At 68.5% G+C, this 12,803-nt stretch carries 13 protein-coding genes; 7 read left to right on the top strand and 6 right to left on the bottom strand.

Annotation, left to right across the window (positions count from 1 at the left end; translation table 11 throughout):
* The 3 genes from AC3WUT_RS26395 to AC3WUT_RS26385 form a co-directional block, all read right to left on the bottom strand.
* The coding region (locus AC3WUT_RS26395) for an aldehyde dehydrogenase family protein (protein WP_492350041.1) at window positions 1-416 on the bottom strand (416 nt) is incomplete at its 3' end.
* A 31-nt stretch (window positions 417-447) separates the two neighbouring features.
* The gene (locus AC3WUT_RS26390) at window positions 448-1,266 is read right to left on the bottom strand and encodes a fumarylacetoacetate hydrolase family protein (RefSeq protein WP_492350040.1); all 819 of its coding nucleotides are present in this window, start codon (window positions 1,264-1,266) and stop codon (window positions 448-450) included.
* Window positions 1,263-1,961, bottom strand: coding sequence for a fumarylacetoacetate hydrolase family protein (locus AC3WUT_RS26385; RefSeq protein ID WP_492350039.1), 699 nt, complete (start codon window positions 1,959-1,961; stop codon window positions 1,263-1,265). The genes AC3WUT_RS26390 and AC3WUT_RS26385 overlap by 4 nt, the downstream gene beginning before the upstream one ends.
* Before the next feature lie 105 nt (window positions 1,962-2,066).
* On the opposite strand from AC3WUT_RS26385, the gene hpaR reads away from it, so the two are divergent.
* A complete protein-coding gene (gene hpaR / locus AC3WUT_RS26380; RefSeq protein ID WP_492350038.1) occupies window positions 2,067-2,540 on the top strand; it encodes a homoprotocatechuate degradation operon regulator HpaR in 474 nt (157 codons plus the stop codon).
* Between the two features lie 22 nt (window positions 2,541-2,562).
* On the opposite strand, the gene AC3WUT_RS26375 is transcribed toward hpaR, so the two are convergent.
* On the bottom strand, window positions 2,563-3,600 hold the full coding sequence (locus AC3WUT_RS26375) for an alpha/beta fold hydrolase (protein ID WP_492350037.1): 1,038 nt from the start codon (window positions 3,598-3,600) through the stop codon (window positions 2,563-2,565).
* Window positions 3,601-3,942: 342 nt separating this feature from the next.
* Between AC3WUT_RS26375 and AC3WUT_RS26370 the strand changes: the two genes are divergently transcribed.
* Window positions 3,943-4,326: a helix-turn-helix domain-containing protein gene (locus AC3WUT_RS26370; protein ID WP_492350036.1), complete on the top strand. Its 384-nt coding sequence runs from the start codon at window positions 3,943-3,945 to the stop codon at window positions 4,324-4,326.
* A 109-nt stretch (window positions 4,327-4,435) separates the two neighbouring features.
* Here AC3WUT_RS26370 and AC3WUT_RS26365 read toward each other — a convergent pair whose 3' ends face one another.
* Entirely contained in the window at window positions 4,436-5,353 is a 918-nt protein-coding gene (locus AC3WUT_RS26365; RefSeq protein ID WP_492350035.1) for a LysR family transcriptional regulator, read from the bottom strand.
* Between the two features lie 135 nt (window positions 5,354-5,488).
* Between AC3WUT_RS26365 and AC3WUT_RS26360 the strand changes: the two genes are divergently transcribed.
* Complete coding sequence (locus AC3WUT_RS26360; protein ID WP_492350034.1) at window positions 5,489-6,700, top strand: CaiB/BaiF CoA transferase family protein; 1,212 nt, start codon at window positions 5,489-5,491, stop codon at window positions 6,698-6,700.
* Window positions 6,701-6,768: 68 nt separating this feature from the next.
* On the opposite strand, the gene AC3WUT_RS26355 is transcribed toward AC3WUT_RS26360, so the two are convergent.
* Window positions 6,769-7,476: a TetR/AcrR family transcriptional regulator gene (locus AC3WUT_RS26355; protein ID WP_492350033.1), complete on the bottom strand. Its 708-nt coding sequence runs from the start codon at window positions 7,474-7,476 to the stop codon at window positions 6,769-6,771.
* Between the two features lie 118 nt (window positions 7,477-7,594).
* On the opposite strand from AC3WUT_RS26355, the gene AC3WUT_RS26350 reads away from it, so the two are divergent.
* The 4 genes from AC3WUT_RS26350 to AC3WUT_RS26335 all read left to right on the top strand — a co-directional run bounded on the left by AC3WUT_RS26350 (window position 7,595) and on the right by AC3WUT_RS26335 (window position 12,793).
* Entirely contained in the window at window positions 7,595-8,581 is a 987-nt protein-coding gene (locus AC3WUT_RS26350) for a Bug family tripartite tricarboxylate transporter substrate binding protein (protein ID WP_492350032.1), read from the top strand.
* Window positions 8,582-8,622: 41 nt separating this feature from the next.
* Window positions 8,623-9,711 (top strand): Zn-dependent alcohol dehydrogenase, encoded by a 1,089-nt coding sequence (locus AC3WUT_RS26345; RefSeq protein WP_492350031.1) that lies wholly within the window; start codon window positions 8,623-8,625, stop codon window positions 9,709-9,711.
* A 41-nt stretch (window positions 9,712-9,752) separates the two neighbouring features.
* Complete coding sequence (locus AC3WUT_RS26340) at window positions 9,753-11,663, top strand: alkyl/aryl-sulfatase (protein ID WP_492350030.1); 1,911 nt, start codon at window positions 9,753-9,755, stop codon at window positions 11,661-11,663.
* A 143-nt stretch (window positions 11,664-11,806) separates the two neighbouring features.
* Window positions 11,807-12,793: a c-type cytochrome gene (locus AC3WUT_RS26335; RefSeq protein WP_492350029.1), complete on the top strand. Its 987-nt coding sequence runs from the start codon at window positions 11,807-11,809 to the stop codon at window positions 12,791-12,793.
* The last annotated feature ends 10 nt before the right edge of the window (window positions 12,794-12,803 follow it).

Genomic DNA, 12,803 nt, shown 5'->3' with positions numbered 1-12,803 from the left:
ACGCCCACGGGGTGGAACAGGGTGTAGTTGAGGTGGGTGGGGGTGGGGTAGGTGTGGCCGTCCACGCGGGTGCACATTTCGGCGAAGTAGCTGAAGTTGTCGGCCGCGCGGGGCACGAGCTGCTTGCCGGTTTGGGAGATGACCTGGCCGCAATCCTTGGTCTCGGTCTGGGCGATCTCGGGCACGTGGCGGGTGATGAGCTCGCCGAGTTTGCGCATCAGCTTGGCGCGCTCGGTGGCGGGGGTGTTGGCCCATTTCGGGAAAGCCTCTTTGGCGGCGGCCACGGCGGCGTGGACCTCGGCCTCGCCGCCCGAGGCGACCTCGGCCAGCACCTCCTGGGTGGCGGGGTTGATGGTTTCGAAGTAGTCGCGGCCGGCGACGCTCTGGCCGTTGATCAGGTGCTGGATCTGTTGCATGGGTGTCTTTCCTTGGATGGGTTCAGGCGGCTCAGGCTGCGGGTGTGGCGGTTGGGGCGAAGGCGGCATCGCCGACCAGGGTGTTGACCAGGCGGCCAATGCCGTCGATCTCGGTCACCACCTCGTCGCCGGCTTTCACGTTGACCACGCCTTCGGGCGTGCCGGTCAGGATCACGTCGCCGGCCTGCAAGGTCATGAAGCTGCTCAGGTACTCGATCAGCTCGGGCACGTTGTGGACCAGGTCGCGGGTGTGGCCCTGCTGCGTGAGCTGGCCGTTGACGGTGGTGCGCAGGGCCAGCTGGTGCGGGTCGGGCACGGCGGCGGCGTCGACCAGCCAGGGGCCGAGCACGGTGGCGCCGTCGCGGTTCTTCACGCGCAGGTTGGGGCGGTACCAGTTCTCCAGGTAGTCGCGGATCGCGTAGTCGTTGCACACGGTGTAGCCAGCCACATGGGCCAGGGCCTGCTCGCGCGAGACGCGGCGGGCGGTCTTGCCGATCACCACCGCCAGCTCACACTCGTAGTGCATGAACTGCACCGCATCGGGCCGGTAGGTCTGCCCGCGGTGGCCGATCACCGCGTTGGGGCCCTTGAGGAACACCAGGGGCTCGTCCTTGGTGGTGACGGTGAGCTCGCCCGACAGCTCGCGCAGGTGGTCGGCGTAGTTCAGGCCCAGCGCGATGATGGTGCCCACCTCGAAGGGGGGCAGCCACACCACCTGGTCCTCAGCCAGGACACGGCCATCGGCCAGGCGGATCTGCTGCTCGCCATGGGGCGTGGCGGTGTGGATGGCACCGGCATAGGCCACACGGGCTGTGTGGGTGGGGTGGGTGGGGTGGGGCGTGTGACTCATGCGGCGCTTTCTTGCTCGCGGACCAGGGGGGTGCTGAGGTGGCCGATGCCATCGATCTCGATGCGCACCGTCTGGCCGGCGCGGGCCAGGGGCGCGCCTTGCGAGCCGCCCAGCGTGAGGATGTCGCCCGGCATCAGGGTCATGAAGGCGCTGACATCGGCGATCAACTGCGCCACTCCCCGAAAGCGGTCGCCGGTGCTGCTGACCTGCACCAACTGCCCGTCGATCAGCACCCGCAGCTCCAGCGCGTCGGGCAGTGGCACCTGGGCGGCCGGCACGACGTGTTCGCCCAGCGGGCAGAAGCCGTCACGGGCCTTCAGCCGCACCGAGGGCCGGTAGAACTGGCTGTGGGGCAGGCTGATGTCGTTCACCACCAGGTAGCCGGCCACATGACTCAGGGCGGCCTCCGGGGCAACGCGGGTGCATTGGTGCCCGATCACGATGCCCAGTTGGGCGCTGATTTCGACCTGGCCTGGTTCGTCGGGCACGGCCACAGGCTGGCCGCTGCGGGCCAGGGTGTTGCGCGGCTTCACAAACAGCACGGGGGCCTTGGGGGCGGCTTTGTAAGGCGCCTGCTCAATGGCTTCGCCGAGGGCGTACAGGGCCGGGCGGTGGTTCATCAGGACGCCATACACCGTGCCCGTGAGGCGGAACGGCGCAACATCCAGGGAGGGGAGTGGGATGGTGTGGTGCATGTTATTCACTAATATGTGAGCAAGTATATTGCTAACATCTTAGTGAAGTAAACAGGCTTCGAGCTGCTTTGTTGATGCGGGTCAGATTTCAGGGATGATCAGGGGATGGACAAGAACGCTGCCAAGGTGATCCACCACCGCAACCTGCCGCTGCTGCTGTTGCAGTCTCGCGAGGCCGTGCTGGCCCGCTTCCGCCCCTTGCTGAACCAGCAGGGCGTGACCGAGCAACAGTGGCGGGTGATCCGGGCCCTCGATGAATTCGGCCCCATGGAGCCGCGTCAGATCGGCAGCATGTGCTGCATCTCCAGCCCCAGCATGGCCGGCATCCTGGCTCGCATGGATGACCTGGGCCTGATCTCACGCCAGCGCATGGAGCAGGACCAGCGCCGGGTGATGGTGGCCGTTACGGCCAAGGGCTGCGACACGGTGGCCGCGCTGGCGCCGCTGATCGAGGCCTGCTACAAGGACATCGAGGGTGTCATTGGCGCCGACTTCACCCACCTGCTCTACGACATGCTCGACGCGCTGACCAGCCGCCTCAACGAGGGGCGCGAGGGTGGGATGGGCGAGGGGGATTGAGCCAGGGTCTGTCCAGTGGACTTCAATCCAGCGGGGGCGCGGTCTTCAGCACATCGGCCACCGCGGCCTTCCACAAGGCCGCCTGGGCGAGGGTTCCGTGCCCACCCGTGCTGGGCGATCCGGGCACGATGTGCTGCGCCCCGTGACGGACCCGCTGCAGCTCGCGCTCCAGCACGCCCAGATCGGGCGGGTTGCGCTCGTCGTCGGCTGAGTTGATGGCCAGCACCCGGGCCCGGATGCGCTCCAGCCCGGCAGAGGGGTCGTAATCGCCCGAGGCCTCCCACTGGTAGAGGTGGTCATTGGCATCGCCCTTGAATGGGGCTTGCAAACGCTGGTTGAGCAACTGGTCGGCCTTCTCGCGGGTGGGCGCCTGCCGGTACAGCGCCTGGTTGCCGCCGTTGGTGGCCAGGTTGAAGTACACCGAGGCAAAGCGCAGGCTGGGCGGCTGCTCGCTGTAGTCGCCGTTCTGCCAGGCCGGGTCGTTGCGGATCGAGTCGATCACCAGCCGCCGCAGCATCCAGTTGCGGCCCGCCATCGGCACCGGCAGCGCAGCCATGGGCACCGCGATGTCCATGAAATCGGGATACATCTGCGCCCACAGCCAGGTGTGCATGCCCCCCATCGAATACCCCAGCACCATGCGCAGGTGGCGTATGCCCAGGTGCTCGGTCACCAGCCGGTACTGGGCCCGCACCATGTCTTCGTAGTTGTAATGTGGAAAGCGCGTGCGCAAGCCCTGAGACGGCCGCGACGACTCGCCCGTGCCGATGCCATCGGGCAGGATGATGAAGTAGCGGCTGGCATCCAGCGGCTGGCCCGGCCCGAACAGCTCGCCGCCAAAGCCAGGCGTGAGCAGGCCCTTGCCCGAGCCCAGCGTGCCGTGCAGCACCAGCACGGCGGGTTTGTCGGGCGAGCCCAGGGTGGTGTAGTGCAGGCTCAACTCCGGCAGCGTGCTGCCGTCATGGAAGCGGAAATCCTGCACCCGCCAATCCCTCTCACGAGGCGGCGGCAGATCGACCGCCTGGGCCGGGGAAGACAGCGTGACAGCAGAGAGGACCATGGCAGCGAGCAGGTGGACGAAACGAAAGAACCTCTTCCGACAGCCCCTGAGCAAGGTGTGCAGGGGAACGTGGGGGCGGGGCGTGGTGTGCATGCGTTTCAATCTACTGCAAAGGCTGCGTTCTGCATCGGGGCCTCAGGGTTTGTCTGGGGCTGATGGCATCCGTAGACTCATATATCGTCACTCAAAGTGGGCTGATTAGAGGCAATTTCGCCATAAAAAGACCACTTTGGTGGTATGAGTAACAAATTGGCTATTGAAGCCTCGATTCAGATCCATTGCCGTGGCGCCATCGACCGGGTGGCGAAAAGCCTGGGTCGTCTCTTGCCGGGCTGAAAGAACATGGACCAGCGCATCAAGCACCAGAACCCCGAACGCGACGCCGAACTGCGCCGCACGCTGTTCGAGGGCGTGATGAAGAATCAGCTCTCGCTGGGTGAAGCCGTCAAGCTCATGCAAAAGGTCAGCCGCCTCACGCAAGCCGAGTTTGCCGCCCACCGGGGCGTGAGCACACGCGTGCTCAAGGAGATCATGGCCGGCAGTGCCAACCCGACTGTGGAGACGCTGAACAAGATCGCCAGCATCTTCGGCCTGGAGGTGGGCTTTGTCGCCAAGCGGCCTGCCCTTGAGCCGAGCCGACCAAGCCGCCGGATCATTCCGCCCGATCAAGCGCCAGGCGCTGCATCGGCGAAGCCGGCTTCAAGCTCCAGCCGGCCGCCGGCGTGAAGTGCGGCTTCATGGGCGACCTCGGGTGAGAGGCGTTGCATGGTCGCTTCACAGCCGCTTCATCGGCTGCCGATCGGCGGGGTGCATCAGCCAGGCGCCTCGCCTTCGCTCAGTCCGGGCCGCCCAGGCTGCCCGATGTCGCCACCTTCTCGGCCAGAAAATCGAGCAGCAGCGCCATGGCCCGTGGCGGGTAGGGCGTGGGCAGGTGCAGCATGAACATGGCCGTGCTCAGAAAGCCCAGGCTGCCCGGGCTCAGCGGCAGGGCCTGCAGCGTGCCCTGGGCGATGGCCTCGCGCACCATGTAGTCGGGCATCAGGCCCACACCCAGGCCCTGCAGCAGCGCCTCGCGCAGAAAGTAGAAATTGGGTGAGACCAGGCGCAGGCGCATGTGGGCGCCTTCGGGGCCGCGCTCTGGCAGCAGCCCGGCCATGCGCAGTTTCTGCGCCGTCAGCACCGAGCTGATCAGGGGTTGCTGCAGCAGGGCTTCCAAGGACGGCGGGCGGCCGGCCGCGGCAGCCACGGCTGGGGTGGCGCAGGCCACGTAATGCACCGGGCCCAGGTGGCGCGCCATCAGGTGGGTGGGGGGCTCGGACATGACCCGCACCGCACAGTCGATGCGGCCGGCCAGCAGGTCTTCCACGGTGTTGTCGAAGATCACCTCCAGCGTGATGCCGGGGTGGCGCTGCATGAACTCGGTCAGCCAGGCCGTCATGGCGAGCTGGCCGAAGCCGCTGGGCACGCTCAGCCGCACCTTGCCCTGGGGCGCCTGGCCCAGGCTGTCCACCGAGTCCTGGGCCGCCTGCAGTTCCTGGCGGATGCTCAGGCCATGCCGGTAGAGCTTCCAGCCCAGCTCGGTCGGCTCCACCTGGCGCGTGGTGCGGCGCAGCAGTTGCTGGCCCAGCGCCTGCTCGAACTGGCCCAGCCGGTGGCTCACCGCGGCACGGCCCATGCCACGGCGGGCCGCCGCCTTGCTCAGGTTGCCGGTCTCGATGATGTCCACCAGCAGGTTCAGTGCGTTCAGGTCCATTGTTTTCAAAAATCAGACAGTGTGTTTGATTTTATTCACGATTGTCAAAACATAAGAACAAATCAACAATCGTTCCAGGCAGGCCCTCCAGGCCTGTGAACGGCGGGCCGGGGGCCCGCCCCACGGAACAAGACCATGAACCAGAGCGCTTCTTCTTTTCTTCCCCTGGCCGGCATCCGGGTGCTGGACCTGTCGCGGGTGCTGGCCGGCCCGCTGTGCGCCATGGCGCTGGCCGACCTGGGGGCCGACGTGATCAAGGTCGAGCACCCCGAGCGTGGTGACGACACCCGTGACTGGGGCCTGCCGGTTGGGCGCCGCAACACCACCTACTTCAACAGCGCCAACCGCAACAAGCGGTCCATCACGGTCGACCTGGGCTGCCCCGAGGGGCTGCAGGTCGTGCGGGCTCTGGCCCGCGACAGCGATGTGGTGGTGCAGAACTTCAAGTTCGGTGGTGCCGAGAAGCTGGGGGTGGGCTGGGCCCAGCTTTCGGCCCTGAACCCGCGCCTGGTGATGTGTTCGATCTCGGGTTACTACGCTGCTGGGCCCGAGCAGGCGCGTCCGGGTTATGACCTGGTGGTGCAGGGCGAGGCCGGTGTCATGGCCACCAATGGCGAGGCGGGCCAGGGCCCGCTCAAGTTCGGTGTCGCGGCGGTGGACATGTTCACGGGCCTGTATGCCGGCCAGGCGGTGCTGGCGGCCCTGCTGGAGCGCACCCGCACCGGCCGCGGACGCCATGTGCAGATGGCCTTGTACGACTGTGGCCTGATGATCACCAGCTACTACGGGATGGAAGCCCTGCTGCGCGGCAACGACCCGGCCAAGTTCGGCAATGCCCACCCTGCCATCGTGCCCTACGGCGTGTTCGAGGCGGCCGACGGGCCGGTGGTCATCACCGTGGGCAACAACGGCCAGTTCCAACGCTTCTGCCGTCAGGTGCTGCAGCGCCCCGAGTGGGCGGACGACGCGCGGTTTGCCAGCAACACCGGTCGTTCGGCCCACCGCGAAACCTTGTTGCCCCTGGTGCGTCAGGCCCTGGCCGGCCTGCCCAGGGCAGAGTTGCTGGCCCGGCTGCGCGCCGCCGAGATCCCCTGCGGCGAGGTGCTGGGCCTGTTCGATGCCCTGAACTCGGAGCGCACTGCCCAGGCCGGGCTGCTGCACCACTTCGACGACCCCGACGCCGGCCGGCAATCGGTGCTCGCCCCGCCCTACGCCCTGGACGGCGAACGCCTGCCGGTGCGCCGGCCGCCGCCGCACCTGGGCCAGCACACCGACGAGGTGCTCGGTGAGCGCCTGGGCCTGGATGCCGCGGCGCGCGAGTGTCTGCGCATGGCCGGTGCCATTTGAGCTGACGAGCCCCGGCCATGAAGCCCCTCTCTGCCCACGGTTGGCCGCCCGCCCTGGCGGCGCCCGTTTCAGCCCGGCGAGCGCAGGTAGCCCAGCACCAGACCGGCCAGCTCGTCGATCATGGCCGGGTCGCCCAACTGCACCGGGCCCGGTGCGTTCAGGGTGGCGTGCACCAGGGTGCCCACCATCACTTGGTAGGCAAAGCGGATGCGCAAGGCCCGGGCCGGGCCGTCCAGCGTCGGCAGATGAGGCGACAGCAGCTCGACCAGGCGCTGCCGGTACAGATCGCCCAGGCGGCGGAAGGGCTCCCAGGCCCCTTCGTCGCTGTGCTTGAGCGCGGCTCGGTACACGCCCACGTTGGCCCGGTAGCGCTGCACCGTCATCGCCACCATGGCGTGACAGAGCTCCTCCAGCGTGCCCCCCTCGGCCGGGTGCTGCTGCATGAATGCGTCCAGCGCCGCCTCCGAGCGCAGGCAGGTCAGCCGCTGCAGGGCGGCAAAAAAGCCCATCTTGTCCTCGAAGCGGCCATAGAAAGCCCCCACGGTGGCGCCGGCACCGTTGCAGATCTCTTCGATCGACAACGCGTCCAGCGCCCGCTCGCGCATCAGCGCCGCCCCCGACTCCAACAGGGCATAGGCGGTGCGGGCGCTGCGTTGCTGTACCCCGGGCTTGATTTCGGGTAGGCGGCCGGCCTGCAGCCAGGCCATGAAGGCCTGCTCGCGCTCACGCTCGGGTTCAGTTCTGGATTCTTGAAAAGCGGATTCGTCGGGGCGCATGCGGGCAGGGCAGGCGTTTGCCTGCGCAAAAATATAATTGGAATTACAATTTTAAAAAATCGACCGTCAGGGCCCGGAAGAGCGGGCCTGCCAAGGTCGGATCATAGGAGACCCACCCATGTCAGCTCTCATCCAACGCCGCGCCTGCCTGGGCCTGGCTGCCGCTTCGGTGTTCGCCTCGGCCCTGCCCGGGGCCGCCCACGCCGCCCCGCCGGCCTGGCCCGACAAGCCCATCCGCATCGTCGTGCCCTATGGGTCGGGGGGCATGGGCACGGTGTTTGCCAACACCGTGGGCGATGTGCTCAGCACCCGCCTGAAGACGGCGGTGTATGCCGAGTACAAGCCCGGCAACAACGCCGCCATCGGCACCGATTTCGTGGCCAAGGCCCCGGCCGACGGTTACACCCTGCTGATGGCCACCACCAGCTCCATGGCGGTCAATCCGGTGTTCTTCCGCAGCGTGCGCTACGACCCGGTGCGCGACTTCGCGCCCGTGTCCATGGTCTGGATGTCGCGCAACGTGTTGTTCACCGACCCGGCCAAGGCCAAGACGCTGGCCGAACTGCTGGCCCTGGGCAAGACGCGCTCGCTCAACTACGGGTCGCTGGGAGCCGGCTCGCTGGCCCATCTGTCGTCCGAACAACTGATCCGCCAGGCCAAGGTCGAGGCGGTGCACGTGCCCTTCAAAGGGCAGGGCCAGATGATGACCGAGGTGGCCGGCGGTCGTCTGGACTTCGGCTTTGGCGACCCGACCGGCATTGCATTGGCCGAGGGGGGCCGGGTGCAGGCGGTGGCGGTGACCGGCACCGACCGGCTGCACACCGCCCCCACGGTGCCCACCCTGACCGAACTGGGCTACCCCGATGTGGGCACGGCCAGCTGGATCGGTCTGGTGGCGCCCGCGGGCACGCCGCGCGACATCGTGGAGCGCATCAGCGAGGCCCTGCGGGTGGGTTTCCAGGACGAAGCCATCAAGGCCAAGGTGCTGGCCCAGGGCGTGACCATGGCGCCCGACCTCAGCCCCGATTACCTGGCGCGCGACATCCGGGCCCAGTTGCTGCGCTGGAAGAAGTTCCAGGCCGAAACCCGCATCACCGCCGACTGACACGTCCCCACGTTTCCTCCATGAGTTGAAAGAAGTCCATCATGAAAGCTGCTGTTCTGCGCCAGTTTGGCCAAGCCCTGTCCATCGAAGACATCGAGATCGGCCGCCCCGGCCCGCAGGAGGTGCTGGTGCGCACGGCCGCCGTCGGCCTGTGCCACAGCGACCTGCACTACATCGAGGGCATGCGTCCCTTCGATCTGCCCGGCGTGCTGGGGCACGAGGTGTCGGGCATTGTCGAGGCGGTGGGGGAGGGCGTGCGCGACCTGCGCCCGGGTGACCACGTGGTGGGGGCCCTGAGCGTGTTCTGCGGCACCTGCCCGCAGTGCCTGGGGGGGCGTTTCGCCCTGTGCGCCGACACCGATGTCAAGCAGCCCCCGGGCAAGGCCCGCCGGCTTTCGCACGCCGGCCAGCCTGTGAGCCAGGTGTTCAACCTGTCGGGTTTTGCCGAAAAAATGCTGGTGCACCGCAACGCCCTGGTCAAGATCCGCGACGACATGCCCCTGGACCTGGCTGCACTGCTGGGCTGCGCCGTCATCACCGGCACTGGCGCGGTGTTCCGCACCGCCCAGGTGCGGCCCGGCGCCACCGTGGCCGTGGTGGGCTGCGGCGGTGTGGGGCTGGCGGCGGTCAACGGCGCTGCCATCGCAGGCGCCTCGCGCGTGATTGCCGTCGACATGTCGCCGTCCAAGCTGGCGCTGGCACGCCAACTCGGCGCCACCGACACCGTGGACGCCCGCGAGGGCGACGTGGTGGCCCGCATCGCCGAGATGACCGGCGGTGGCGTGGAGTACGCCTTTGAGTGCATCGGCCTGCCCAGCACGTTTGAGCAGTGCTTTCGCATGCTCACCGCCGGTGGCATCGCCACCATCGTGGGGCTGTTTCAGCCCGGGGCCCGTGCCAGCATCGAGGGCGGCCAGTTCTTCCAGGAAAAGCAGATCCGCGGCTCCGCCATGGGCTCGGCCCGCATCCGCGAAGACATCCCGCGCCTGGTCGAGTTCTACCGCCAGGGCCGGCTGGACCTGCAATCCCTGGTCTCGCAACGCATCCGCCTCGAAGACATCAACGAAGGCTTTGCCGCCATGAAGACCGGAGACACCGCGCGCAGCGTGGTGGTCTTCGACCTCGCCTGAGCGCTGACCGCCCCTGTGCCAACACCTGCCCCGTGAAGACCATGACCCCCGCCCCCCCCACGCCTGCCAAACCCGCCCACCCCGCCACCCGCGAGGCCCATGCCCGCGTGCTGGCCGAACTCGACTTCTCCGACCAGCAGGACTTCGACGACGCCCGCCGTGGCTTCATCGCCACTGTGCCCGACGCCCACATCCCCGCCGATGGCGGCGGTGTGGCCTTCACCCAACGCGAGCACGCCTTTCTGGACGGCCCCCAGGCCGACACGGTGAACCCCAGCCTGTGGCGCCAATCGCGCCTGAACCGCATCCACGGCCTGTTCCAGGTCTGCGACCGCATCTACCAGGTGCGTGGCTTCAGCCTGGCCAACGTCACCTTCGTGGAAAGCGACAGCGGCGTCATCGTGATCGACCCGCTGACCTTCACCGAACATGCCCGGGCCGCCTGGCAGCTGTACCAGGCCGAGCGGGGCCCGCGCCCGCTGCGCGCCCTGATCTACACCCACAGCCACCGCGACCATTACGGCGGCGTGCGCGGCATCACCAGCCCCGAAGAGGTGCTGCGCGACGGCATCCCGGTGATCGGCCCCGTCGGCTTCATCGAGGAGGCCTTTGCCGAAACCATGCTGGCCGGCGTGCCCATGCGCCGGCGCTCGCTCTACCAGTTCGGCACCACCCTGGCCGCCGGGCCCCAGGCCCATGTCGACAGCGGTCTGGGCAAGGCCGCGGGCCGCGGGGGCGACGGCTTCATCGCTCCCGATGTGCTGGTGCGCGAACTGCGCGAGCGCCACGTCATCGACGGCATCGAGATCGAGTTCCAGCTCACCCCCGGCGCCGAGGCCCCGGCCGAGATGAACCTGTTCTTTCCGGGCCTGCGGGCCCTCAACCTCGCTGAAAACGCCTGCCACACCCTGCACAACCTGTGCCCCTTGCGGGGTGCCAAGACCCGCGACGCCCTGGCCTGGGCCGGTTACCTGGACGATGCACTGCAAGAGTACGTGCCCCGTGCCGACGTGGTGCTGGCCCAGCACCACTGGCCCGTGTGGGGCACCGCTCGCATCGCCGAGTACGTGGCCGGTCAGCGCGACCTGTACCGCTACCTGCACGACCAGACGCTGCGCCTGATGAGCCAGGGCCTGACGCCGGCCGAGATCGGCGAGCAGCTGATCATGCCCAACCCGCTGTCACGCCAGTGGTATGCGCGTGGCTACTATGGCGCGGTGGTGCATAACGTGGCCGCCATCTATGCCCACTACCTGGGCCCCTACGACGGCAACCCGGTGCACCTGCACCCCCTGCCACCCGAGCCGGCCGCGCAGCGCTATGTGCGCTACATGGGCGGCGCCGAGGCCGTGCTGGCGCGGGCCCGCGAAGACTTTGCGGCCGGCGACTTCCGCTGGGTGGCCGAGGTCTGCAACCGTGTGGTGTTCGCCCAACCCGATCACCAGGCCGCTCGCGAGCTGTGCGCCGACGCCTTCGAGCAACTGGGCTACCAGGCCGAGTCGGCCACCTGGCGCAACGCCTACCTGCTGGCCGCGCGCGAACTGCGCAGCCGCGGCGCGCCGGCCCTGCCGGCAGGCATCGCCATCAGCCCCGATGTGGTGGCCCAGCTGCCGCTGGAGAAGTTCCTGCAGTTCCTGGCCATCCGCGTGAATGGCCCGCGTGCCCAGGCCTTGCGCTTGCGCATCGACTGGCTGCTGCCCGACGGCGAAAGCCAGCGCATCGCCTTGTCCAACGGGGCCCTGAACCACCGCGCCGGCCGCCACGGAGCCGAGGCCGAGGTCACCGTGCGCACCGACCGATCCCAGCTGGCGCGCCTGCTGCAAAGCCCCGAGGACATGCTGCGCTGCCTGGACCAGGGCGAGATCGATGTGCAGGGCGCGCGCGATCGCCTGCGCGAGTTCGTGCTGTGCCTGGATGCGTTCACGCCCATGTTCAATGTGGTGGAGCCCTGACGCCCGCCCGTCTTCACCGTCCCGCTTCACACTTCGTCGGTACGATGGTCGTCTTGTCCGGGGTGCCGGGGCTTGCGTGGTCCCAGCAGGGCTGAGGCCCTGAAGCACCGGCGGTTGAGGCATTCGACACTGCGAGGTGCGCGATGGATTCACTGAAGTCTGTTTTGCTGGGTGGGATCCTGGCCGCCAGCGCCGCCTTGGCCGGGGCCCAGCCGGGGCCGGAGCCCGTGCCCCCCAGGACACCGGCCTGGGCCTACCCGGTGCTGCCCTCCACGGCGCCACCGGCCGTGCCGGACGATGGCGTCAAGCACCGCCTGGCAGGCAGCGGCCAGGCCTTCACCCGCGCCGAGCTGTTCGATCTGTTCGCGGCCCATGACTGGTTCCCCGAGTCCCACCCGCCCATGCCGGCCGTGGTGGCCCGGGGCCGTCCACCCGAGGTGCGGGCCTGTGGCATGTGCCATTACCCCAACGGCCAGGGGCGGCCCGAGAACGCGCCCCTGGCCGGCTTGCCCGAGGCCTACATCGTGCAGCAGATGCACGATTACCAGGCCGGGCTGAGGCGCAGTGCCGCCGCCCAGGCCGGACCGCACCTGCGCATGGTGGCCGCCGCCGTGCACCTGGACGAGGCCGATCTTCAGGCCGCAGCGGCCTATTTCTCGGCGCTGCCCTACCGGCCCTGGATCAGCGTGGTCGAGACCGATCAAGTGCCTCTCACCCAGGTGGTGACGGGCTCCATGTGGGCCGCCTTGCCCGGGCCGGGCCTGGAGCCCATCGGCCAGCGCATCGTCGAGGTGCCCAGCGACCTGTCCCTGACCGAATGGCGCGATCCCCGGTCCGGGTTCACGGCCTATGTGCCCCCCGGCAGCCTGAGCCGGGGCCGCCAGATCGCCCTGCAGGGCGAGGGCGGGGTCAGTGCCTGTGTCAGCTGCCATGGCCCGGGCCTGAAAGGGCTGGGCCTCATCCCGCCGCTGGCCGGGCGTTCGGCCCAGTACCTGTACCGTCAGCTCAATGACATGCGCCTGGGCCTGCGGGCCGGCCCCGGCGCGGCCGCCATGCGCGGCTTCATCGGTCAGCTGTCGCCGCAGGACATGATGGCTGTGGTGGCCTATGCGGCCTCGCTGCCGCCTTGAGGCCCGGCGG

The organism is Curvibacter sp. EU05-FHT14A10, assembly GCF_058791075.1.
The sequence above is the reverse complement of the archived record's forward strand: the minus strand, read 5'-3'. Positions and strand labels throughout refer to the sequence as shown.

What these genes read in the sequence shown, in the direction of transcription:
- AC3WUT_RS26355 (WP_492350033.1), bottom strand. Translation starts at nt 7,476, where the DNA reads ATGCGCCCCGACGAATCCGCTTTTCAAGAATCCAGAACTGAACCCGAG.
- AC3WUT_RS26365 (WP_492350035.1), bottom strand. Translation starts at nt 5,353, where the DNA reads ATGGACCTGAACGCACTGAACCTGCTGGTGGACATCATCGAGACCGGC.
- AC3WUT_RS26340 (WP_492350030.1), top strand. Translation starts at nt 9,753, where the DNA reads ATGACCCCCGCCCCCCCCACGCCTGCCAAACCCGCCCACCCCGCCACC.
- AC3WUT_RS26360 (WP_492350034.1), top strand. Translation starts at nt 5,489, where the DNA reads ATGAACCAGAGCGCTTCTTCTTTTCTTCCCCTGGCCGGCATCCGGGTG.
- AC3WUT_RS26350 (WP_492350032.1), top strand. Translation starts at nt 7,595, where the DNA reads ATGTCAGCTCTCATCCAACGCCGCGCCTGCCTGGGCCTGGCTGCCGCT.
- AC3WUT_RS26375 (WP_492350037.1), bottom strand. Translation starts at nt 3,600, where the DNA reads ATGGTCCTCTCTGCTGTCACGCTGTCTTCCCCGGCCCAGGCGGTCGAT.
- AC3WUT_RS26370 (WP_492350036.1), top strand. Translation starts at nt 3,943, where the DNA reads ATGGACCAGCGCATCAAGCACCAGAACCCCGAACGCGACGCCGAACTG.
- AC3WUT_RS26390 (WP_492350040.1), bottom strand. Translation starts at nt 1,266, where the DNA reads ATGAGTCACACGCCCCACCCCACCCACCCCACCCACACAGCCCGTGTG.
- AC3WUT_RS26345 (WP_492350031.1), top strand. Translation starts at nt 8,623, where the DNA reads ATGAAAGCTGCTGTTCTGCGCCAGTTTGGCCAAGCCCTGTCCATCGAA.
- hpaR (WP_492350038.1), top strand. Translation starts at nt 2,067, where the DNA reads ATGGACAAGAACGCTGCCAAGGTGATCCACCACCGCAACCTGCCGCTG.
- AC3WUT_RS26385 (WP_492350039.1), bottom strand. Translation starts at nt 1,961, where the DNA reads ATGCACCACACCATCCCACTCCCCTCCCTGGATGTTGCGCCGTTCCGC.
- AC3WUT_RS26335 (WP_492350029.1), top strand. Translation starts at nt 11,807, where the DNA reads ATGGATTCACTGAAGTCTGTTTTGCTGGGTGGGATCCTGGCCGCCAGC.